We start from the raw sequence: 22231 nt of genomic DNA on the forward strand, positions 1-22231 counted from the left end.
CCATCCGGGGCATCGCCCGGTCCATCAGGCGGTGGAGCGGGGCTCGGGGCTGCGGGCCTCTGCGCGGTCCGGTTCCTGGGCCGGGGCCGGACTCGTCGTCTCCCCGGGCTGCCCCCCGGTCTTCTCCGCCGTCTCTTCCCCGGTCTTCCTTGCCGTGGACAAGGCGATCACCAGTACGGCCGTGGCGAAGAGGGCGATGACCATGATCCAGACCGCGCCGACGTGCATGGCGTGGACGAACGCGTGATCGGCAGCCTGCGCGAGTGCGGGCCGGTCGAGGGTGCCGGCGACGTGCCGGGCCTGTTCCGCGGAGATCCCGGCGGTGTCCCGGTAACCCTCCGGGACCTCGTTGAGCGAGGATTCGATCGCGCTCCGGCAGGCGATCGACATGATCGTGTCGCCCACCGCGATGCCGATGACACTGCCGACCTGCCGGGCCGTGTTGGTGACGGCCGACCCGGCACCGGACCGCTCCAGCGGCAGGCTGCTGATCAGCGCCCCGGTCACGGGGGCCTTCACCATGCCGACGGACAGGCCCTGCGCCAGCAGCAGGATCTCGATCCAGACGAGGGGGGTGTCCAGTTCGAGGAAGCCGACCGCGCCGAAGCTGAACGCGGCCACGGCGAGCGCCGGCACCGCGACGGGGCGCAGCGACCACCGGGCGACCAGACGTGCGCCCAGGGCGCCCCCACGACAGCGCCGAGCGCGCTCGGAACGTTGGCGAGGCCGGCCTTCATCGGCGAGTAGCCCAGGGCGCCCTGCAGGTAGAAGGCGTTGTAGAAGGTGACGGCGGCCACGCAGAAGAACAGCGGCGCCATGGACGCGTTGCCGGCGCCGAACATCCGCTGGGCGAGCATCCGGGGGTCGAAGCCGGGCTCCTTGGTCCTCGCTTCGACGAACACGAAACCGGCCAGCAGGACGAGTCCGGCCGCGATGGGTGCCCAGACGTCCGGACGGCTCCAGGCGCCCACCTGCCCCGCGCGGATCAGGCCGTGGGTGAGCGCGGCGAGTCCGCTGATGGACAGCAGCATCCCGGAGGGGTTCAGCGGCCGCACCGTGGCGCTGCGGAAGTTGGGGACCAGCAGGACGATCCCGGCCAGTGCCAGTACGACGATGGGGACGTTGACGAGGAAGACCGAGCCCCACCAGAAGTGGTCGAGCAGGACTCCCGCCAGCACCGGGCCCGCCGCCATGCCGACACCGGTGGACGTCGAGGAGATGGCGATGGCGGTCGCCCGCCCGGGGCCGGTGAAGGTCCACAGGAGGATGGCGAAGTTCGCGGGCATGATCAGTGCGGCGCCGACGCCCATCACGGCCCGGGCGGCGATCAGCTGGCCCGCGTCACCGGCGTACGCCGCCATCGAGCCGACCGTCACCAAGGTGCGCTCGGGCGAGGCGGAGCTGAGCCGGATCACCGGCGCCAAGACTCCCTCCGGGATCCCGCTCGACGGCGGGCCCGCCGTCCCCCGACCCGAACACCAACGTTCCCTTCCGCGGCCTCGGCACCAGCAAGGGCACCTCCCGCGGCGCCGGCGGCAAGTCCCGAAAGGCCGGCGAGGCCCGCAAGTTCGCCGACGCCCGCAAGGCCGCCCTCGTGCGTCGCAACGGCTGAGAGGCGTTGCCCTGGCAGCCTGGCCACGGGATCGACAACCCTCGGCCCCCGGCCCGAAGCCGTCCTGTGCGCCTCACCTACGAAGTCAATGCCTTGGCCACGACAGGGATACCCGCCGAAACGGAGCAGGATGACGTTGCTGGCGCCTCGCACTGCGCCCAGCATGACAAGCTGTGCTTGCCCACCCCCGAACCCAGGAGGTCACCATGACCGCAGAGCCCGTATCTATGGAAGGTTCGGAGCCGGCTGCCCCCGAGACGTCCCCTCTGGAGCCGGACAGCGACGGCAACTACGACCTGAAGCGCAAGTTCCGCGAAGCCCTGGCGCGCAAGCGCGGTGCGCAGGCGGACGCCGCTGATATTGCCGCCAAGTCCGATGCGTCGAAGGTGCGTTCGGCGCACGGCCCGGCTGCGAGCCAGCGGTCGTTCAGGCGCAAGAGCGGCGGCTGAGTCGATGAGTCCCGTGATCTGACCGCTTCAGCGGGATCGCGCTATCCACTCGCGCGTCCCGTCCAGTGGCCCGCGACGTGCGCATGTCCGTGCGCGCGTCGCGGGCGGGCGTAGCCGGCGGACTCGCCTGGGGGAATGGCCCAGATGCGGTTGGCTCGGGTCGGTGGCACCGCCGAACTGGGATTCCGGGATGAGAGCACAACCTTGTCCGAGGGTACGCGGCCAGTGTCGCGCGCCTTGCGTGCCCCTGTACCGCTGTGACATACGACTGCGGCTGCCGTCAGTTCCTCGCCGTCCCGGTCTGAGGCTCGTACGGCGGGCCACAGCACCGTCTCTTCCACGAAGGCCTGGCTGAAGAGCAGCTGCACCGCCTGCTTCAGAACGCGTTCCCGCTGGTGAAGGTCGTCGAGGGTCAGGTACTGATCCGTCAGCCGCCGCTTTCTCGTGCTCACGGCGTTGCCGCACCAGGATGCTGCTGTTTCCACCGAGCTGATCGACGGTCTGGTCCTTGATGACCTTCGACATGGCCGCTCCCCTGCGTGCGCTGGAGACGGGCCGTGACGCTTGCCGGAGCCACCCTGATCTCCACGCCCGCCCGCACCATACTCTGGGGGAGCAGCCCTCGGGCTGGGCGCGCCCCCAATGCTTTCCGAAACGTTGCGCTCCGGCTGGGGCAATATCTGTGCCCGCGAGCTGAGATTTCAACGGACCAAGCGGATAGATTCTCTGCCGCATTACGTGGAGTGGGAGCATTCATCGTGCACAGGCCGCTTCGGCGTGCTACTGTCGATCTCAGTTGCAGTTGTGGTTCCCAAAACTTCAAGTGCCCTCCGGGCGGCGTCTGTGCCACTGGAAGCACTTTTGTTATCCGGTCTTTTTCCGGCGGGGTGATCATGCGGCGACACGGGATCCGTGCAGTGCGGATCCCGATGCACTGCCCCAAAGGAGAAAAGACATGGCTAGTGGCACCGTGAAGTGGTTCAACGCGGAAAAGGGCTTCGGCTTCATCGAGCAGGACGGTGGCGGCGCTGATGTGTTCGCCCACTACTCGAACATTGCCGCCCAGGGCTTCCGCGAGCTGCTGGAAGGCCAGAAGGTGACCTTCGACATCGCGCAGGGCCAGAAGGGCCCGACGGCCGAGAACATCGTTCTCGCCTGACGCTGACTGTCGCGTACTTTTAGCTGGGGCCCGCGTCCTTCGGGGTGCGGGCCCCAGCTACTCGCATTTTCCGCGGTGGTTTCGCCTGCGGACGACAACCAGGAAACCCGTAGGCTCACCGTATACGGGGCATCCTTCAGGGGTGTACGCATCCCTTCATAGCTTCATCGCGGCGGACGCCCGAACATTGCGTCCGCTTCGCGCCATTCATTCCAGCTCCTGTGCCGCGCGAATTTTTCGTCGGTCAGATTCGCTGTCGCATTCCACCGGTCCATTCTTGCAATTCTCTGTGCTGCTCATCGCTGCGGGAATTCCTTGATATGTGCCGCATCGAGGAAGGTTCCGCATGAACCGCACACGCACGAACGACCGCTTCACCCGCACCCGTAACGGCAGTACCGACTCCGGCAGGGGCGGCAGCCGATTCGGTTCGTCGGCCAGGAGCCGCTCCGGCGGGCCGAGCCGTTCCGGGGGTTACGGCCGTCGGCCCGCCGCGGTCCAGGGAGAGTTCGCGCTGCCCAGGACGATCACTCCCGCGCTCCCCGCCGTGGAGGGATTCGCCGATCTCGACATGCCCGGGGCACTGCTGGGCGCGCTCGGCTCGCAAGGCGTGACCGTACCCTTCCCGATCCAGGCCGCGACCCTGCCGAACTCCCTCGCCGGCCGGGACGTACTGGGCCGCGGCCGCACCGGCTCCGGCAAGACCCTGGCTTTCGGGCTGGCGCTGCTGGCCCGTACGGCCGGGCAGCGCGCCGAGGCCAGGCAGCCGCTGGGGCTGATCCTCGTACCCACGCGTGAGCTGGCGCAGCAGGTCACCGACGCGCTCGCCCCGTACGCCCGCTCCGTGAGGTTGCGGCTGGCCACGGTGGTGGGCGGAATGCCGATCGGCAGGCAGGCGCGCGCGCTGCGCGGTGGCGCCGAGGTCGTCGTCGCCACGCCGGGACGCCTCAAAGATCTCATCGACCGCGGTGACTGCCGACTGAACCAGGTTTCCATCACGGTCCTCGACGAGGCCGACCAGATGGCCGACATGGGCTTCATGCCGCAGGTCACCGCCCTTCTCGATCAGGTCCGCCCCGAAGGCCAGCGCATGCTGTTCTCCGCCACTCTCGACCGCAACGTCGACCTGCTCGTGCGCCGCTACCTCAGCGACCCCGTCGTGCACTCCGTCGACCCCTCGGCCGGCGCGGTCACGACGATGGAGCACCACGTGCTCCATGTTCACGGCGCTGACAAGCACACGGCCACCACCCAGATCGCCGCACGCGACGGCCGCGTGATCCTTTTCCTCGACACCAAGCACGCCGTCGACGGCCTCACCGAACACCTCCTCAACAGCGGGGTGCGGGCCGCCGCCCTGCACGGCGGGAAGTCGCAGCCGCAGCGCACCCGCACGCTGGCACAGTTCAAGAGCGGGCACGTCAACGTACTGGTGGCGACCAATGTCGCGGCGCGCGGCATCCATGTCGACAGCCTCGACCTCGTCGTCAACGTCGACCCGCCGACCGACCACAAGGACTACCTCCACCGTGGCGGCCGTACCGCTCGCGCAGGAGAGTCCGGCAGTGTCGTCACCCTGGTCACCCCCAACCAGCGCCGCGGCATGACGCGCCTCATGGCAGCGGCTGGCATCGTCCCGCAGACCACCCAGGTCCGCATCGGCGAGGAGGCCCTGCACCGCATCACCGGCGCCCAGGTGCCCTCCGGCATCCCGGTCGTCATCACCGCACCGGTGGTCGAACGCCCCAAGAAGCGCGGCGCCACCTCACGCGGCCGACGCCGCCCCGTCTCGGCGGCCCGCCAAGCGCCCGTACGGCAGTCCACCGCCGGTGCGGCGGCATAGAACCTTCGTGTCAGGAAGCCCGCCCACCTTCGCAGGGCACCCTTGACGCTGGGCCAGACGCAGTTCCGCTCAACACGTACCAACGCCGTGCAGACGGCGGCCGATCCCGCGGACGCGGCTGGACCGCAGGTCTGGGAGGACATGACCGTGGAGGTGGCACTGTCCGTGATGGCCGCCGCCCGTACAGGTCACTCGGCTTCCGGACTCTGCGACCAGTGCCGCCATGGCATGGGCATTGTCTTCAGCTTCACGTCCCATGTGCGGACCTCGGTGATCAGGTCGGCGGCGAGGGCGTGGCGGGTGGTTTCGGCGGGGCCGACAGGGACGACCGTCTCCAGCCGGCCGCCGGCGTCATCGGATCGTCCCGGACACCCGTTGTGGTGCCCCCACCCTGTCGGGAGGAGGTAATGGATCACTCTGTCCGCTCTCCGGGTACCGTCGGGGTATGAGTCATCCGCACCCCGAGCTGAAAGCCGCACCGCCCCTTCCCGAAGGGGGGCTGCGGGTCATCGCCCTGGGCGGCCTTGGTGAGATCGGCCGCAACATGACCGTCTTCGAGCACGCCGGCAAGCTGCTCATCGTCGACTGCGGCGTGCTGTTCCCCGAGGAGACCCAGCCCGGCGTGGACGTGATCCTGCCGGACTTCACCTCGATCCGGGACCGGCTGGACGACATCGTGGCCGTGGTCCTCACCCACGGCCACGAGGACCACATCGGCGGCGTGCCGTACCTCCTGCGCGAACGGCGCGACATTCCCGTCGTCGGCTCCAAGCTGACGCTGGCCTTCCTGGAGGCCAAGCTCAAGGAGCACGGCATCCGGCCGCGCACGGTGCGGGTGCGGGAGGGCGACCGGCGTGGCTTCGGGCCCTTCGACTGCGAATTCGTGGCGGTCAACCACTCCATCCCCGACAGCCTCGCGGTCGCGATCCGCACCCGGGCCGGGATGGTGCTGCACACCGGCGACTTCAAGATGGACCAGTTCCCTCTCGACGACCGCATCACCGATCTGCGCGCCTTCGCCCGCCTCGGCGAGGAGGGCGTGGACCTGTTCCTCACCGACTCCACCAACGCCGAAGTACCCGGCTTCACCACCTCCGAGCGGGAGCTGAACCCGGCGATCGAGCAGGTGATGCGCACCGCTCCACGCCGGGTCATCGTCTCCAGCTTCGCCAGCCACGTACACCGCATCCAGCAGGTCCTGGACGCCGCCCACCAGCACGGCCGCAAGGTCGCCTTCGTCGGCCGGTCGATGGTCCGCAACATGGGCATCGCCCGGGACCTGGGCTATCTGAAGGTCCCCTCCGGTCTGGTCGTGTCCACCAAGGAGCTGGAGAAGCTCCCAGACCACAAGATCACTCTGGTGTGCACCGGCTCCCAGGGCGAACCGATGGCCGCGCTGTCACGAATGGCCAACCGCGACCACATGATCCGCATCGGCAAGGACGACACCGTCCTGCTCGCCAGCTCCCTGATCCCCGGCAACGAGAACGCCATCTACCGGGTGATCAACGGACTCACCCGGTGGGGTGCCCACGTGGTCCACAAGGGCAACGCCAAGGTGCACGTCTCCGGGCATGCCAGCGCCGGCGAACTCGTCTACTGCTACAACATCGTCAAACCCCGCAACGTCATGCCCGTCCACGGCGAATGGCGTCACCTGCGGGCCAACGCCGACCTCGCCATCCGTACCGGTGTCGACCCCGACCGGGTCGTCATCGCCGAGGACGGCGTCGTCGTCGACCTGGTCGACGGGCGCGCGTCCATCACCGGCAAGGTCCCCGCCGGCAATGTCTACGTGGACGGCATGGAAGTCGGCGGCGCGACCGAAGCGTCCCTCAAGGACCGCCTCACCCTCGCCTCCGAAGGCGTGCTCACGGTGGTGGCGATCGTCGACGCGGACACCGGCGCCCTCGCCGAGGCCCCCGACTTCCTGGCCCGCGGATTCGTCCACGACGACGCCACCTTCGAGCCGGTCGTCCCCGTCATCGAGAAGACCCTGGCCACCGCGGCCGAGGAAGGCGTCGGGGACGCGCGACAACTCGAACAGCTCCTCGCCCGCGCCGTGGCGAACTGGGCGTTCCGCACCTACCGCCGCAAGCCCCTCATCATCCCCGTCATCATCGACGCCTGAGCAACAGCCCGGCAGGCGTCCGGGGTCGGACGCCGATGCGCACGAGGTGGAACCCGGCCACGGGTTCCTGATGTCAGCTTCATCACCGGCCCACAGGGTCGGCCCGTACGAATCGCGCCCGGTTTCGCCCGGACGCGCCCGGGGGCCCGGTGGCGGGAGCGCTGCGCCGGGCATCCCGCAGCCGCTCCAGCAGCTGGCCTGCCGTCCGAGCAGCAACATGACAGCCAACGGGGTATTCAAAGCGCGCACAGCCTGGTGCACCGGCCAAGGGAGGAGAGGAAGTCCGTCAGACATGACGCTCATGTGACGCTCCGGCCGCCTCACAGCCCGCGCCCAAGGCAGGAAAACCCCATGTGCCCTGCGATTCTGCCGTCCACACACCTCGTGACGTGTTTCCGATGACGCATCACGTGGAGTGCGTGGCGATACTGGAGCCTGCGGACAAGGGCGCCTGACCTCGGGTTCGTGAGCCAGGCACCTGTGACAGTCAGGCGGCGACGAGCTCCTGCTCACGGTCCGGCGTCCTGACCTCGGGCTTCTTGTTCGGCAGCGAGAGCCGGAAGACCTTGCGCCACGCGGAGAACACCTGTTTGGGCAGCGGTCCGGTGACGTACTCCAGTTCGTACTTCTCGAACAGCGCGCGCACCTTCACCGCGACCTCGGCGTACCGGTTGCTCGGCAGGTCCGGGAACAGGTGGTGCTCGATCTGGTGCGACAGGTTGCCGGTCATGAAGTGCATGGCCCTGCTGCCGCTGATGTTCGCCGAGCCCATCATCTGGCGCAGGTACCACTGGCCGCGCGTCTCGTCCTTGATCGACCGGCGCTCGAAGACCTGCACGCCCTCGGGGAAGTGCCCGCACATGATCACCGAGTGGGACCAGATGTTGCGGACCAGGTTCGCGGTGAACGTGGCGGCGAGCGTGTGGAGGAACGACGGGCCCGACAGCAGCGGGTGGATCACGTAGTCCTTGAGCACCTGCTTGCGGATCTTGCGGCCCACGGCCCTGGCCCGCGCGCGGAACTCCGGGTTCTTGCGGCGGCGCTTGTGCAGGTTCTTGCCGAGCTCCAGGTCGTACGCTGCGATGCCGTACTCGAAGAAGCAGGCGTTGATGAAGTTCCACAGCGGCTGGCCGAGGTGGAACGGGTGCCACTTCTGGTCCTCGTCGACGCGCATGATGCCGTAGCCGAGGTCGTTGTCCTTGCCGATCACGTTGGTGTACGTGTGGTGCAGCTCGTTGTGCGAGTGCTTCCACTGGTCGGCCGGCGAGACGTGGTCCCATTCCCAGGTGGTGGAGTGGATCTTCGGGTCGCGCATCCAGTCCCACTGGCCGTGCAGGATGTTGTGGCCGATCTCCATGTTGTCCATGATCTTCGCCACGGACAGGCCGGCGGTGCCGATGATCCACGCGGGTGGGAAGATCGAGAACAGCAGCACGCCCCTGCTGACCAGCTCGAGCTTGCGCTGCGCCGAGATGACCTTGCGGATGTAGGCGGCGTCTTTCTCGCCGCGGCCGGCGATCACCTCGTCGCGGATCGCGTCCAGCTCGCGGCCGAGCTCCTCGATCTGGTCCGCCGTCAGGTGGGCGGTGGGGTCGATGGCGGTCAAGGTGCTCCTACCGTTCGATGTCGCAGGGGCCCGCCGCGGCGGACACGCAGGTCTGGATGAGGACGCCCGGCTCGGCCTCGGTGATCTCGCCGGTGCGCAGGTCGCGGACGGCGCCCGCCTTGAGCGGCGTGACGCAGGCGAAGCAGATGCCCATGCGGCACCCGGAGGGCATGAGCACGCCGGCCTCCTCGCCGACGTCCAGCAACGGCGTGGCGCCGTCCGCGTCGACGGTCTTGCCGGTGGCGCTGAACGTGACCTCGCCGCCGCCGTCGCCGGCGACGATGACGCTGGGGCGGAAGCGTTCGGTGTGCAGGCGCTCCGGTACGCCGTGCTCGCTCCAGTGCTCTTCGGCGGCGTCGAGCAGGCCGGCGGGCCCGCACGCCCAGGTCTCGCGCTCGGCCCAGTCGGGCACGAGTTCGCCGAGGCGGGCGATGTCGAGCTTGCCGTCCGTGTCGGTGTGCACCTCGGTGAGCCGCAGCTTCTTGTCCGCGACCAGGTCGTGCAGCTCGTTGCGGAAGATCACATCTTGCGGCCGTGGCGCACTGTGGACCATGACGACGTCGTCGAACTCGGTGTCGCGCAGCATGCCCATCACGGGTGTGATGCCGCTGCCGGCCGTCAGGTAGAGCACCTTGGCGGGCGTGGCCTGCGGCAGTACGAAGTCACCGGTCGGCTGATCGAGCTGGATCAGCGTGCCCGGTTTGGCCCTGCGGACCAGGTGGTTGCTGACCTTGCCGTCCGGGATCGCCTTCACGGTGATCGTGACGCGGCCGTCCTGGCGGTTCGTCGGCGAGGTGAGGGAGTAGGCACGCCACAGGCGCACCCCGTCGACGTCGACCCCGATCCGCACGTACTGGCCGGCCCTGTGGCCGCGCCAGCCCCGACCCGGTCTGATCACGATGGTCGCGGCGTCACGCGTCTCGGGGTGCACGGCCTCGATGCGCCCGCGCAGGTCGGCGCCCGCACGCAGCGGGCTGACCAGGTCGAGGTAGTCCGACGGCAGCAGCGGTGTCGTGACCATCTCCATCAGTTTCCACGCCCTGCCGCGGAGGGCCGCACTCATCATGACTCCAGCTTGCTGCGCCTCAGGGCGTAAAGTCCTGACCGCAGGACGTGAATCTGATCGGCTGAATTGTTCGCAGGGAACAAAGACGTGAGCCATGCAATCCGGAGGGCCAGCGAACTGGCCCTTGATGAGGCGACGGTCACCGCACTGCGGGCCGCGCTGAAGACCACCGCCGACGAGGTCGTCCAGGCGATCATCGACGAGGTCCCTTCCTACGCCAACGCCCTGTCGGGCAGCATGGGCGGCACCATCCGCCGAGCCGTTCGCACCGCCCTCGGGCACTACTTGGACCTCGCGAGCGGGAACGCCGCGGGCGGCGGCGGCGGTGACGCGGCCTACGAGCTGGGCCGCGGCGAGGTGCGCGACGGCCGGTCGATGGACGCCCTGCTCAGCGCCTACCGCGTCGGCGCCCGCGTGGCCTGGCGAAGCCTGGCAGCGGGCGCCGTGTCCGCAGGTCTGCCCGCCGCCGAGGTCGCCAAGTTCGCCGAGCTGACCTTCGCCTACATCGACGAGCTCTCCGCCGCGAGCGCCGCGGGCCACGCCGACGAACTGACCGCCCGGGGCAGGGCCCAGGAGCGCCACCTGGAACACCTCGCCCGCGACCTCCTCGCCGGCGCGAGCCCGGACGTGCTGCTGGCCTCTGCTCAACGGGCCGGATGGCAGCCTCCGGTTACGCTGACGGCGGTCCTGCTGCCCGCCGCCCAGGCCCGGCCTGCCTACCGCGCGCTCGACCCGAGCACTCTCGTCCTCGACGATTTGCCGGACACCACCGGTGTGCTGCTCGTCCCCGACGCCGACCGATCACATCTCTTGCGGCAGCTGACCGACCGCACCGCCGTGGTCGGCCCGGCCCGGCCATGGACTCATGCGTCCGCCTCGTACGCACGAGCCGTACGCGCGCGCTCCCTCTCCTCTGATATCCGCGACACCGAGGACCACCTGCCCGAGCTGGTGCTGAGCGCCGACGTGGACGCGTTCGCAGACCTGCGTGCCCGAGCCCTCGCACCGTTGCGCACCTTGCCTGTCGCGACCGCACGGCGGCTGGAGGAGACGTTGCGGGCGTGGCTGCTGCACCAGGGCAGGCGGGACGAGGTGGCGGCGGCGTTGTTCGTCCATCCCCAGACAGTCCGGTACCGGATGTCGCAGCTGCGGGAGCTGTTTCCCGATCTCGCATCGCCCCACCGGGTCCTTGAACTGACGCTGGCGGTCGGTCTTCGGACCAGTTGACGCGTACTTCGACCGTCCACGAACTCCCGGCGGATCCCGGCCTCGTGCTCGGTGTCTGCCTGGACGTGCTTGGCAGCCGGGACGGTTCGGGCGAGCGACGCGATCAAGGCGCAGCAGGTCGGCTGACAGGGAGCGTGCCACCACGAGACGCCCACCTGCCGATGCGTCAGGCCCGCGTCTCGCACGACCAGCCACACCCGGTCGCGACTGACCGGGAGGCGGCTGAGGAGGACGCCGGTCGCGTCGAGCACCGTGTGGGCGAAGGTGGGCCCGTTTGACTCCCTGGGCACCCACATGCATGGCGATGGGCCAGGAGAGGCCGTCCTCATCCGTGCCGATCCGCAGCTGAGAGAGGAACTGGCCGGGCCGGGGCAATGCAGAGCTCTTCCGCACGTGCGCAGGGCTCGTCGACGACAGCCTGAACCATGAGGCCGGCGAGGGGGCGGTGCTTCACGTCACCCACGTCACCCTGGGACTCCTGGCCCGGCGCATCGGGCAGCTGAGCGCAGAGGTCCAGGACCTGGAAGGCCGCCTGACCCGGCTGGTGGAGCGCCACGCTCCGCAGCTGCTCGCGGTGGCGGGCATCGGTCCGGACACAGCCGTCACTTTGCTGATCACGATCCGGACAACCCGGAACCCCTGGGCAGTGAGGCGTCGTTCGCGGCGCTGTGCGGTGTCAGCCCGGTCGAGCGTTCCTCGGGCAGTGGGCAGTACCGTCGCCTGAACCGGGGCGGTGACCGGCAAGCGAACGCGGCGCTGCACCGGATCGTGCAGACCCGCCTGCGCGTCGACCCGCGTACCCAGGACTACTACGAACGCCGCAGCAAGGAGGGTGAGACTCGACGTGAAATCGTCCGGAGTCTCAAGCGATACGCGGCCCGGGAGGTGTTCCACCTGGTCAGACCTGTGCGGCCGTAACCCTCGTATAGGGGCAGTCGTGAGACGTGAGAGGGTCTGGGGCGTGAGTGAGACACCACCGAACACCCTGCAATACCGCTTCGACGGGCCAGAAGACGCTCCGGTCCTGATCCTGGGTCCCTCACTGGGTACCACCTGGCACATGTGGGACCGCCAGGTCCCGGAGCTGGCGAAGCAGTGGCGCGTCTTCCGGTTCGACCTGCCGGGGCACGGCGGCGCCCCCGCCTACCCCGCGGCCTCCGTCGCGGAGCTGACCGCCCGGCTGCTCGCCACCCTCGACGGCCTCGGGGTGCAGCGCTTCGGATACGCGGGCTGCGCGCTCGGCGGCGCCGTCGGCGTGGAACTGGCCCTGCGCCACCCGGAGCGGCTGGCCTCCCTCGTGCTGATCGCCGCCTCCCCGCGGTTCGGCACGGCCGACGAGTTCCGCCAGCGCGGGGTGATCGTCCGGACGAACGGCCTGGACCCCATCGCCCGTACCGCCCCCGACCGCTGGTTCACCTCCGGCTTCGCCGCCGCCCAGCCCGCGATCACCGACTGGGCGGTGCAGATGGTGCGCACCACCGACCCCGGCTGCTACATCGCCGCCTGCGAGGCCCTCGCCACCTTCGACGTCCGCCCGGAGCTGGGTCGGGTGGGCGTGCCGACCCTGGTGCTGGTCGGCTCCGAGGACCAGGTCACCGGGCCCGCCGAGGCCCGCACCCTGGTCGCCGGGATCCCGGACGCCCGTCTCGCGGTCGTCCCCGGCGCCTCCCACCTGGTGCCCGTCGAGCAGCCCGCCGCGGTCACGGATCTGCTGGTCACCCACTTCTCCACCGCCTGGCAGCCGCTCGTCGACCCGGGCACCGGCCAGATCGCCATCACGACCGTCCCGGTCAAGCCGGTGCTCGCCACGGTGCCCCCGCAGGCCGCGCCGATCGCGCCCATCGCCGAGATCGCCCCGGCCGCCGAGCAGCCGCACGCCGTGGGCCGGACGGACCCGTACGACGCCGGGATCAAGGTGCGCCGGGAAGTGCTCGGCGACGCGCACGTGGACCGGGCGCTGGCGCAGGCGGACGAGTTCTCCGGGGACTTCCAGGAGTTCATCACCCGCTACGCCTGGGGCGAGGTGTGGAACCGGCCCGGCCTGGACCGCCGCACCCGCAGCTGCATCACCCTCACCGCCCTGGTCGCGGGCGGCCACCTCGACGAGCTGGCCTTCCACACCCGCGCCGCGCTGCGCAACGGCCTCACCCCCGCCGAGATCAAGGAGGTGCTGCTGCACGCCGCCGTCTACTGCGGCGTACCGGCGGCCAACAGCGCCTTCAAGGTGGCCCAGGAGGTCATCCGCGAGGAGACCACGCCCCAGGAGTGAGCACCCGTTGCGGGCGGGCGGCAGGATGGGCGCATGAAGCTGAAGCTCACGAAGAAGTCGCACGCCTGTGTCCGCCTGGAGAAGGAGGGGCGCACCCTCGTCCTCGACCCCGGCGGGTTCAGCGAGCCGGACGCCGCCGCCGGCGCGGACGCCGTCCTCGTCACGCACGAGCACCCCGACCACTTCGACGAGGGACGGCTGCGCGCGGCGCTGGAGGCGAACCCGGCCGCGGAGATCTGGACCCTGAAGGCGGTCGCGGACCAGCTCTCGGCGGCCTTCCCGGGACGGGTGCACACCGTCGGCCACGGCGACACCTTCACGGCCGCGGGCTTCGACGTGCAGGTCCACGGCGAACTGCACGCGGTGATCCACCCGGACATCCCGCGCATCACCAACGTCGGCTACCTGATCGACGGCGGCAGGGTCTTCCACCCCGGCGACGCCCTCACCGTCCCGGACCACCCCGTGGAGACCCTGATGCTCCCGGTGATGGCCCCCTGGAACAAGATCTCCGAGGTCATCGACTACGTCCGCGAGGTGCGCCCGCAACGCGCCTACGACATCCACGACGCGCTCCTGACCGACCTCGCCCGCCCGATCTACGACCGTCAGATCGGCGGGCTCGGCGGCACGCGGCACCTGCGGCTGACCCCCGGCGACTCGGCCGAGGTGTGAGCACCCCCGCCTGCGGGCGGCACCGCGTTGTCAGTGCCGCCCGGTAGGTTGTGAGACATGCGCATCGCGACCTGGAACGTGAACTCGATCACCGCCCGCCTGCCGAGGCTCCTGGCCTGGCTGGAGAGCAGCGGCACCGACGTGCTCTGCCTCCAGGAGGCCAAGGTCGCCGAGGAGCAGTTCCCCTTCGCCGAGCTGCGCGAGCTGGGCTACGAGGCGGCGGTGCACGCGACCGGCCGGTGGAACGGGGTGGCGGTGCTCTCCCGCGTCGGCATCGAGGACGTGGTCAAGGGCCTGCCCGGCGACCCCGGCTTCGACGGCGCGGTCGAGCCCCGCGCGATCTCCGCGACCTGCGGCCCGGTCCGCGTCTGGTCGGTGTACGTGCCGAACGGCCGCGAGGTCGAGCACCCGCACTACGCCTACAAGCTCCAGTGGTTCGAGGCCCTGAGGGCCGCCGTCGCGGGCGACGCGGGCGGCAGCCGCCCGTTCGCCGTCCTCGGCGACTACAACGTGGCGCCGACCGACGACGACGTCTTCGACCCGGCCGCCTTCGAGGGCTCCACCCACGTCACCCCGGCCGAGCGCGCCGCCCTGGCCGCCCTGCGCGGGACGGGCCTGGAGGACGTGGTCCCGCGCCCCCTGAAGTACGACCACCCGTTCACGTACTGGGACTACCGCCAGCTGTGCTTCCCCAAGAACCGCGGCATGCGCATCGACCTGGTCTACGGCAACCAGCCGTTCGCCAAGGCCGTCAAGGACGCCTACGTCGACCGTGAGGAGCGCAAGGGCAAGGGCGCCTCGGACCACGCGCCGGTCGTCGTCGACCTCGACGTCTGAGGCACACCCGGACGCCCCTGACACCCGTACCGGCCTCAGGACCCGTATGGGCCTCCAGACCCGTACCGGCCCTCACAGCGACCGCAGGTCCACCGACTCCGCCAGCGCCGCGAGCCCGGCGTCGCCCGGGTGCAGATGGTCCCCGCTGTCGTACGCGGGCAGCATCCGCGACGGCCGCGCCGGGTCCCGGACCACCGCGTCGAAGTCCAGCACCCCGTCGAACACACCGGCCCGGCGGATCCAGTCGTTGACGGCGGTCCGCTCGGTGTCGACGGCGGCGGTGCACCGCGCCTCGCCCTCGCACGGCAGGATCGTCGCCGCCAGCACCCGCAGCCCGCGGGCGCGCGCGCGGTCGGCGATCTCCCGCAGCCCGGCCGTCACCCGCGCCGCGCTCGTCCCCCAGCGCACGTCGTTGACGCCCTGGAAGACGACCACCGTGCGCGCCGAGGTCTGGGCGAGGACGTCCCGGTCGAGCCGGTGCAGGGCGCTCACCCCGCCCGAGGCGGCCGAAACCCCGTCGCCGGGGTAGACGTCGGTGACCACGCGGTTCGCCGAGATGCCCTGGTTGAGCACGCCGTAGCGCGGCACCCCGGTCTGCGCCAGCAGCCGCCGGGCCAGCACGTTCGGCCAGCGCCGGTTGGCGTCCACCGTCGACTTGTCGCCGTCCGTGATGGAGTCGCCGAGCAGCACCACCGAGCCCGGCCCGCCGCCCACGTCGACGCCGGTCAGCAGCGGCCAGCTGGTGATGACCGTGGTGTACGCGCCGCCCGTGGCGTCGGCCGCGTGGTCGCCGGCCTCGCTGACGTACGACCGCTGCTGGGCGAGCCGGTGCACGGGCGCCGCGGGCACCGTGCCCGGGAGGTGGAAGCTGACCAGCAGACTGGTGTCCGACGGCACCTCGAAGTCGAGGGGGTCGCTGTAGGCCTGGGCGCCGGCCGGGACGGCGGTGCCCGGCGCGCCGCGGAACCGCACCGGCACCGGGCTGCCGGCCGCGGCCGCGCCCGCGTCCTGGACGGCGACGGTGGCGCTGCCGATCCGCACCGGGGCGGCGGCGAAGGTGTTGTCGAAGCGCAGCCGCACCCGCGGCCCGCCCGCCGAGGTGTGCACCACCAGCCGCAGCGTCCGGTCGGTCCACGGCCCGACGGACGGATAACCGGAGGTCGCCGCCGACCAGCTGCCGGTCCAGCCGCGCGCCGCCGCCCGCACCGACACCGCGAACACATGCAGTCCGGCCGCGCGCGGCAGCCGTACCGAGACCACCTCGCGGCCCGGCGCGACCGGCACCGTCACGACGTACAGCCGGGCCTGCTCGGCGAGTTGTCCGGCGGGCGTGTTGATGTGCGGCAGGGCCACCGCCTTGGTGGCGAGGGGACCGCGGCGCCAGTCGGGGGCGGTCAGCAGGTAGGAGGAGCGGGAGCCGTCGGCGTACCCGACGGTGCCCGAGCCGGTGACGTCCTGTCCGGTGGTGCCGGTGACGAGGAAGGCGAGGGCGTCGCCGCGGCCGTGCACGCGCACCGCCTGGCCGTCGGCGACGACGTTGTCCGGCTCGCCCGGGGCCCGTTTCGGCCAGGTGAGCCGGGCGCCCTGCACGGTGAGCGCGCGGCCGGGCGTCCAGCCGGCCGCGGCCAGGTCCCGGGCGGACAGCGAGGCGCCGGCGCCGTCGAAGTCCGCGCCGGCCGGGCGGGCGTCGTCGCTGACGGCCCGGTTGTCGAACAGCTGGGTGATCGGCCGTGGGCCGGCGCGGCGCTCGCCGGTGGCCTGCGCGGTGGCCGCCGGGATCACGGACGCGCACACCAGGAGGACGACCGCGAGCCCTCGGACCCCTCGACGCACCAACCGGACCTCCCGGATCAGGGGACACGGACACCGCTTCCGTGAAGCTAGGCAGGGGCCGGGGAGCCGTCAACGAACCACGGGCGAAGACGGCGTGAAACCGCCCGCAGGCGTGGCCGGGATCGTCCGCGTGCCCTGTGGTGCGCCGCCGGTACGAATGTCAGTCTGGAGCTATGAACATCCCTTTCCTGGGCCATCGGCGCACGGAGCACGGGGCGCCCGATCCCGCGGGCATCGCCGGACTCCTGGCCGAGTGCGAGCTGCTGCGGTCCCAGGCGGGGCAGGCGGGGGTCCGCCTCGACGACACGCCGGCCTCCCTGGAGGCGCTGGACCAGCTGCCGCCGCGCTGGCGGGACGACGCGGAGATGCTGCTCCGGCTGGGCAACGACGCAGGCCTGTACCTGGGCACCGTCGTCGTGCGGACCGTGCCGGGCGCGGCCTGGGAGATCCGCTCCGACGGACAGCCGGTCGTCCTGCTCCCCTCCGGCCGCGAGGTGGACGTGGTGGCCGCCGGACAGGAGTGGGCGGCCAGTGGGGTGCCCGAGCTGTCCCAGCTGTACGCCGAGGTCGCGGAGACCTGACCAGGGCCTGAACCACCCGGAACCGGCGCGGACCCGGCCCGGAACAGGCCCGCGACCGGCCCAGCCACCATCCATGCGCCGTAAATACGGCTAATGCCCGAGAAGTGCGTGTCGCTGCTCAACTCCCCGCCGCGCTGGATAGCTTGCGGCAGCCACGACACGGCGTGTCCCGTGCCCCGGTGGACGCCCCGTGGTCCGGGCGTCCACCGACCGGCCGCCCCCAGCGCGCCGGAACTCGACTACGATGAGCCGTTCATCCCCGTGGCGGGGGAACCCTCGCCGATTCGCGTCGGGATGCGCGGACCCAGGGGGCAGCGGTACCAGAGCCGGGCCGTCCGGCCGCGGCCGCCGATCACTGCTCGCGCAGCGGAATCGACACGTATGACGGGTCGTTCGCCGGCGAGGAGAAGGTCAGCCGTGCGCCGGACGGGTTGTGCTCGATGTAGAGCGGGTCGACCGTGTCGACGACCAGGGCGAGCCGGTGCCCTGCCGGAACGTCGTAGGCCGTGGAGAACAACTCCAGGTCGACGCCGAACGGCTGACCCGGCGTCCGTCCGTGGAAGGTGTACGGCGCGTTGCTGACCAGCTTGCCGAGGCCGAGCGGGCCCACGTCGTAGAGGTACGCGACGAGGGTTCCGCTCTCCTTGGTCGAGGTCACCGTGGTGTGCAGCGTGGCGGTGCCGCGCACCCGCTGGGTGGTGGCGTACGGCTGCGACTGCCAGACGGCGGCCCAGCGCCGGGGGAGCAGGGGGACCGAGGTGACCGGCGGCACCTGGGCGATCTGGTCGAGCAGGTTCGACAGGAAGATGACACCGCCGTCCGCGCCGGAGTTGACGTTCGTGTCGATGGTCGTGGTGCCCCCGAGGGCGATCTTCCGCTGGGTCGCGGCGACGGACTTCCAGTCGGGATACGTCTCGTAACCGCCTCCGGTGCGGGACTTCAGGCGCACCGGCTGCTCCCGGTCCACGCCGTTGGCCTCGCCCTTGAGGTGGTGGTCGAACCAGCGCCGGGTGTCCGTCCAGACGTCGTTGGGCAGCCCCAGCAGGCCCGTCGCCTCGGCGGTCGCGTGGTCGCCGGGGCGCAGCTGGAGTCTTTTCGGGCCGGTCAGCTTCTCGAAGAAGTCAGCGTACTGGTTGGGCGGGAAGATGGTGTCGCCCCAGGCGTTGGCGAGCATGACGGCCGTGCCGTGGGCGTTGATCCGGTCCAGGTGGGTGGCGGGGGAGCGCTTCGCCCCCCAGGCGATCATCTCGTCCTCCTTGTCCAGGTCGGACGCGAAGAAGTCCTGGAAGACCTGCTGCAGTTCCGCGCTCGGGCGGCCGGTGAGGGAACCCGCGCCCTGGAGCAGCGCGGCGGCCTGGGCGTGCTGGGTGCGGCCGGAGTAGATGGAGTCGATCAGGTCGGCCCAGCCGCTGAGCGCGGCGACCGCCCTGACCCGCTCGTCGTGGGCGGCGGTGAGCAGGCTGATCCCGGCGCCGTAGGAGACGCCCGCCATGCCGACCTTGCCCGGGTCGGACGGGGTGTGGGCCAGCGCCCAGTCGATGACCTTCGACGCGTCGGCTATGTCCGGTGGACCCGCGACCTCGATATGGCCGCCGGACTGCCAGAACCCGCGCACGTTGTAGGTGACCACCACATAACCGGAGTCGGCGAGCCGCTGCGCCTGGGCCAAATACTCGACCTGGGGCGTGGCCCAGCTCGTGGGCAGCACGATCAGCGGGTAGCGGTGCGAGCCGTCGGTGCCCGCGGGGGTGACGACGTTCGCCTTGAGCGTCGTACCGCCGTCGCCGGTGATGTCGACGAACCGCACTCCGCCGGTCGTGGCGTGGGCGGCGGGAGCGGCGGTGAGGGCGCCACCGGCGATCAGGGTCGCGGAGACGGCGCCCACGGCGGTGGTGCGCAGGGCCTTGCGATGGACTCCCACGGGTCACTCCTCACTCGTGTCAACGAAAGTGACCCGACGGTAACCGTGGGGCCTTACCGGGGGTAACCCATCGGTAAGTTACGTGAAAGTAACAATCATTGAAGGGCGGACCGCTCCGCCTCCTCGGGGAGCGGCGACCGCGCCGCCCGCGTCACGTCCGCCACCAGCTCCACCACGTCCGGCCCGTACGCCTGGGAGTTGACCACCTTCAGCAGCAGCACGAACGACCCCGCGCCGTACTTGCGGGCCAGACGCTCGTGGTGGCGGGCGAGATACCGGGTGGCGGCCTGGTTGTCGATCGCCCGCTGCCCGCAGAACAGGAACACCGGCCGCGCCCGGGGCGCCTGCTCGGCGGTGAGCCGGGCCAGCAGCACGTACTCGGTGCGGCCCGGCTCCATGCGATAGCGCTCGCCGCCGATCCGGAACGCGCCCCGCTCCGGCCCCGGTTCACCGTCCACGTTGACCCGCACCCCCGGCAGCAGGCTCTCCAGATGGGCGGCCATCCGGTGGTTGGAGGCCGGCCCGCCCACGCAGAACTCGGTGCGCTCGCCGAAACCCCGCTGGGCCGCGTCGTGCGCCACGACCTGCGCGTGCGCGTTGCAGTCCTTGATGAGCGCCGACAGCTCCAGCAGCGCGAAGACGTCGTGCCGGGTCACCGTCAGATCCGTGCCGCCCGCGTCCCGGTTGACCACCAGCAGCGACTCGGAGTTGTCCGGCAGCCCGAAGAACGCCTGCTTGCGGCGGAGTCGGCGCCGCCAGAGGTGGGTACGGGTGAACCAGCCCAGCGCGGCGCTTATGCCGGTCGCCAGTACACCGAGGACGATGTTGCGCACGTCGTCGTTCATGGCGGGGCATCGTATCGGGTGCTCCTGACGTGCCCATGGTCATGGACTAGGCTGCCCGAACGGCCTTTCACTGGAGGTGCGGATGCGTCGTCCCGTCGTACGCAAGCTGTCCGTCCTGGCGGTCTCGGCCGCCGTGGTGTCGGTGGGAGCGGCCGCCCCGCCCACCGCTTCCCGGACCGCTCCCGAGAAGGTACCGGTCGCCGTCGGCCACGGCGGCGCCGTCGCCAGCGTCGACCCGGACGCCTCCGCCGCCGGCATCGAGGTGCTGAGGAAGGGCGGCAACGCCGTCGACGCGGCCGTCGCCACCGCCGCCGCGCTCGGCGTCACCGAGCCGTACTCCGCGGGCATCGGCGGAGGCGGCTACTTCGTCTACTACGACGCCGGGTCCCGCACCGTGCACACCCTCGACGGCCGCGAAACGGCCCCGCTCACCGCGGGCTCCGGCCTCTTCCTGGAGAACGGCAAGCCGGTCCCGTTCGCCGAGGCCGTCAGCAGCGGCCTCGCCGTCGGCACCCCCGGCACCCCCGCCACCTGGCGCGCCGCCCTCGACAAGTGGGGCAGCAAACGGCTCGGCACGCTCCTGAAGCCCGCCGTGCGGCTCGCCCGCGACGGCTTCACCGTCGACACCACCTTCCGCGCGCAGACCGCCGCCAACGAGACCCGCTTCCGGTACTTCCCCGACACCGCCGAGCTGTTCCTGCCGGGCGGGCAACTGCCCGTCGTCGGCTCGACGTTCAAGAACCCCGACCTGGCCCGCACCTACGAGGAGCTGGCCCGCAAGGGCACCGGCGCCCTCTACCGCGGCGACCTCGCCGAGGACATCGTCGCCACCGTCAACAAGCCGCCCGTGGACCCGGCCTCCGGCTGGAACGCCCGCCCCGGCGACCTGTCCGAGAAGGACCTGGCCGCCTACCGCGTCAGGTCCCAGGCCCCCACCCGCACCACCTACCGCGGCCTCGGCGTCTACTCCATGGCCCCGTCCTCCTCCGGTGGCACCACCGTCGGCGAGGCGCTCAACATCCTCGAGCGCACCGACCTGTCGAAGGCGAGCCAAGCCCGCTACCTGCACCGCTTCATCGAGGCCGGCCGCGTCGCCTTCGCCGACCGGGGGCGCTGGGTCGGCGACCCGGCCTTCGAGGACGTACCGACCAGGGAACTGCTGTCGCAGCGGTACGCCGACACGCGCGGCTGCCTCATCAAGGACGACGCGGTGCTCACCAGCCCGCTCGCGCCCGGCGACCCGCGCCACCCCGCCGACTGCGGCACCACGGGCCCCGCGGCGCCCACCACGTACGAGGGCGACAGCACCACCCATCTGACGGTCGCCGACAAGTGGGGCAACGTCGTCTCCTACACCCTCACCATCGAGCAGACCGGCGGCAGCGGCATCACCGTGCCCGGCCGCGGCTTCCTGCTCAACAACGAGCTGACGGACTTCTCCTTCGCCCCCGCCAACCCGGCCGTCCACGACCCGAACCTGCCCGGACCGGGCAAGCGGCCCCGCTCGTCGATGTCCCCGACGATCGTCCTGGACCGCCACGACCGGCCCGTCGTCGCCCTCGGCTCGCCCGGCGGCGCCACGATCATCACCACCGTGCTGCAGACCCTGACCGGCTTCCTCGACCGCGGCCTGCCGCTCGTCGACGCCATCGCCGCCCCGCGCGCCAGCCAGCGCAACGCGGCCACCACCGAACTCGAACCCGGCCTGTACGACAGCGCGGTGCGCGCCGAACTGGAGCGCATCGGCCACGCCTTCCGCCTCAACCCCGAGATCGGCGCCGCCACCGGCGTCCAGCGCCTGCCCGGCGGCAAGTGGCTCGCGGCGGCCGAGACGGTACGCCGGGGCGGCGGCTCGGCGATGGTGGTGCGACCCGCGCCCTGAGGAGCGTCCCGGTGGTCGCGGCGTCGGCGCGGCGACCCTATGACCAGGTGCCCGCCGACGCTTCGGGGGCGCGGCAGGCGCGGGCTGGGCCGCCGATCGCCTGTGTTCTCCTTCGAGGACGCGACGACGGACAACTCCTGACCTGCCCATCCGCACGGCAGGGCATGGCCGGCGCCACCGCGCACGTCAACGGACGAGGAAAGACAGGATGATGGCCGCGGCCCTGGCGACTACTACGTCGTCGTCGGCGACCAGTACGTCCGTATCACGCCCGTCATTTCCTTCGTCGCTCACG

General features: G+C 71.1%; 18 protein-coding genes. 11 read left to right on the top strand and 7 right to left on the bottom strand.

Features of this window, described 5'->3' with window-relative positions; all coding sequences use genetic code 11:
* Window positions 1-24: 24 nt before the first annotated feature.
* Together G7Z13_RS33870 and G7Z13_RS33875 are read right to left on the bottom strand one after the other, a co-directional pair.
* Window positions 25-621, bottom strand: coding sequence for a hypothetical protein (locus tag G7Z13_RS33870; protein ID WP_240926373.1), 597 nt, complete (start codon window positions 619-621; stop codon window positions 25-27).
* Entirely contained in the window at window positions 516-1415 is a 900-nt protein-coding gene (locus G7Z13_RS33875) for an MFS transporter (RefSeq protein ID WP_346768003.1), read from the bottom strand. The genes G7Z13_RS33870 and G7Z13_RS33875 overlap by 106 nt, the downstream gene beginning before the upstream one ends.
* A gap of 403 nt (window positions 1416-1818) precedes the next feature.
* Between G7Z13_RS33875 and G7Z13_RS28510 the strand changes: the two genes are divergently transcribed.
* From G7Z13_RS28510 to G7Z13_RS28530, 4 genes are all read left to right on the top strand, one after another.
* Window positions 1819-2061: a DUF5302 domain-containing protein gene (locus G7Z13_RS28510; protein WP_166003078.1), complete on the top strand. Its 243-nt coding sequence runs from the start codon at window positions 1819-1821 to the stop codon at window positions 2059-2061.
* Between the two features lie 955 nt (window positions 2062-3016).
* Window positions 3017-3220: a cold-shock protein gene (locus tag G7Z13_RS28515; protein WP_133886446.1), complete on the top strand. Its 204-nt coding sequence runs from the start codon at window positions 3017-3019 to the stop codon at window positions 3218-3220.
* Window positions 3221-3566: 346 nt separating this feature from the next.
* Entirely contained in the window at window positions 3567-5063 is a 1497-nt protein-coding gene (locus G7Z13_RS28520) for a DEAD/DEAH box helicase (protein WP_166003079.1), read from the top strand.
* 445 nt (window positions 5064-5508) lie between these two features.
* A complete protein-coding gene (locus tag G7Z13_RS28530; protein WP_166003080.1) occupies window positions 5509-7194 on the top strand; it encodes a ribonuclease J in 1686 nt (561 codons plus the stop codon).
* A gap of 487 nt (window positions 7195-7681) precedes the next feature.
* Here G7Z13_RS28530 and G7Z13_RS28535 read toward each other — a convergent pair whose 3' ends face one another.
* Complete coding sequence (locus G7Z13_RS28535) at window positions 7682-8800, bottom strand: acyl-CoA desaturase (RefSeq protein ID WP_166003081.1); 1119 nt, start codon at window positions 8798-8800, stop codon at window positions 7682-7684.
* A gap of 7 nt (window positions 8801-8807) precedes the next feature.
* Window positions 8808-9866, bottom strand: coding sequence for a ferredoxin reductase (locus G7Z13_RS28540; protein WP_166003082.1), 1059 nt, complete (start codon window positions 9864-9866; stop codon window positions 8808-8810).
* 87 nt (window positions 9867-9953) lie between these two features.
* On the opposite strand from G7Z13_RS28540, the gene G7Z13_RS28545 reads away from it, so the two are divergent.
* The 5 genes from G7Z13_RS28545 to G7Z13_RS28565 all read left to right on the top strand — a co-directional run bounded on the left by G7Z13_RS28545 (window position 9954) and on the right by G7Z13_RS28565 (window position 14874).
* Window positions 9954-11093: a PucR family transcriptional regulator gene (locus G7Z13_RS28545; protein ID WP_166003083.1), complete on the top strand. Its 1140-nt coding sequence runs from the start codon at window positions 9954-9956 to the stop codon at window positions 11091-11093.
* A 666-nt stretch (window positions 11094-11759) separates the two neighbouring features.
* Window positions 11760-12011: an IS110 family transposase gene (locus tag G7Z13_RS33885; RefSeq protein ID WP_240926543.1), complete on the top strand. Its 252-nt coding sequence runs from the start codon at window positions 11760-11762 to the stop codon at window positions 12009-12011.
* Window positions 12012-12054: 43 nt separating this feature from the next.
* Entirely contained in the window at window positions 12055-13362 is a 1308-nt protein-coding gene (pcaC, locus tag G7Z13_RS28555; protein WP_166003084.1) for a 4-carboxymuconolactone decarboxylase, read from the top strand.
* Window positions 13363-13401: 39 nt separating this feature from the next.
* Window positions 13402-14037 carry an MBL fold metallo-hydrolase gene (locus tag G7Z13_RS28560; RefSeq protein WP_166005380.1) on the top strand — a complete coding sequence of 212 codons (636 nt, stop codon included), beginning with the start codon at window positions 13402-13404 and terminating at the stop codon, window positions 14035-14037.
* Window positions 14038-14094: 57 nt separating this feature from the next.
* Window positions 14095-14874, top strand: a complete 780-nt coding sequence (locus G7Z13_RS28565; protein ID WP_166003085.1) for an exodeoxyribonuclease III — start codon at window positions 14095-14097, stop codon at window positions 14872-14874.
* A 72-nt stretch (window positions 14875-14946) separates the two neighbouring features.
* On the opposite strand, the gene G7Z13_RS28570 is transcribed toward G7Z13_RS28565, so the two are convergent.
* Complete coding sequence (locus G7Z13_RS28570) at window positions 14947-16707, bottom strand: SGNH/GDSL hydrolase family protein (protein ID WP_166005382.1); 1761 nt, start codon at window positions 16705-16707, stop codon at window positions 14947-14949.
* Window positions 16708-16880: 173 nt separating this feature from the next.
* Between G7Z13_RS28570 and G7Z13_RS28575 the strand changes: the two genes are divergently transcribed.
* Window positions 16881-17288: a DUF6278 family protein gene (locus G7Z13_RS28575; RefSeq protein WP_166003086.1), complete on the top strand. Its 408-nt coding sequence runs from the start codon at window positions 16881-16883 to the stop codon at window positions 17286-17288.
* Between the two features lie 352 nt (window positions 17289-17640).
* On the opposite strand, the gene G7Z13_RS28580 is transcribed toward G7Z13_RS28575, so the two are convergent.
* Window positions 17641-19209 (bottom strand): CocE/NonD family hydrolase, encoded by a 1569-nt coding sequence (locus tag G7Z13_RS28580; RefSeq protein ID WP_166003087.1) that lies wholly within the window; start codon window positions 19207-19209, stop codon window positions 17641-17643.
* Window positions 19210-19304: 95 nt separating this feature from the next.
* The gene (locus G7Z13_RS28585; protein WP_166003088.1) at window positions 19305-20054 is read right to left on the bottom strand and encodes a hypothetical protein; all 750 of its coding nucleotides are present in this window, start codon (window positions 20052-20054) and stop codon (window positions 19305-19307) included.
* 82 nt (window positions 20055-20136) lie between these two features.
* Here G7Z13_RS28585 and ggt point away from each other — a divergent pair, with 82 nt between their 5' ends.
* On the top strand, window positions 20137-21936 hold the full coding sequence (gene ggt / locus G7Z13_RS28590) for a gamma-glutamyltransferase (protein WP_166003089.1): 1800 nt from the start codon (window positions 20137-20139) through the stop codon (window positions 21934-21936).
* The last annotated feature ends 295 nt before the right edge of the window (window positions 21937-22231 follow it).

The organism is Streptomyces sp. JB150 (assembly GCF_011193355.1).
In the GTDB taxonomy this organism is placed as follows: Bacteria; Actinomycetota; Actinomycetes; order Streptomycetales; family Streptomycetaceae; genus Streptomyces.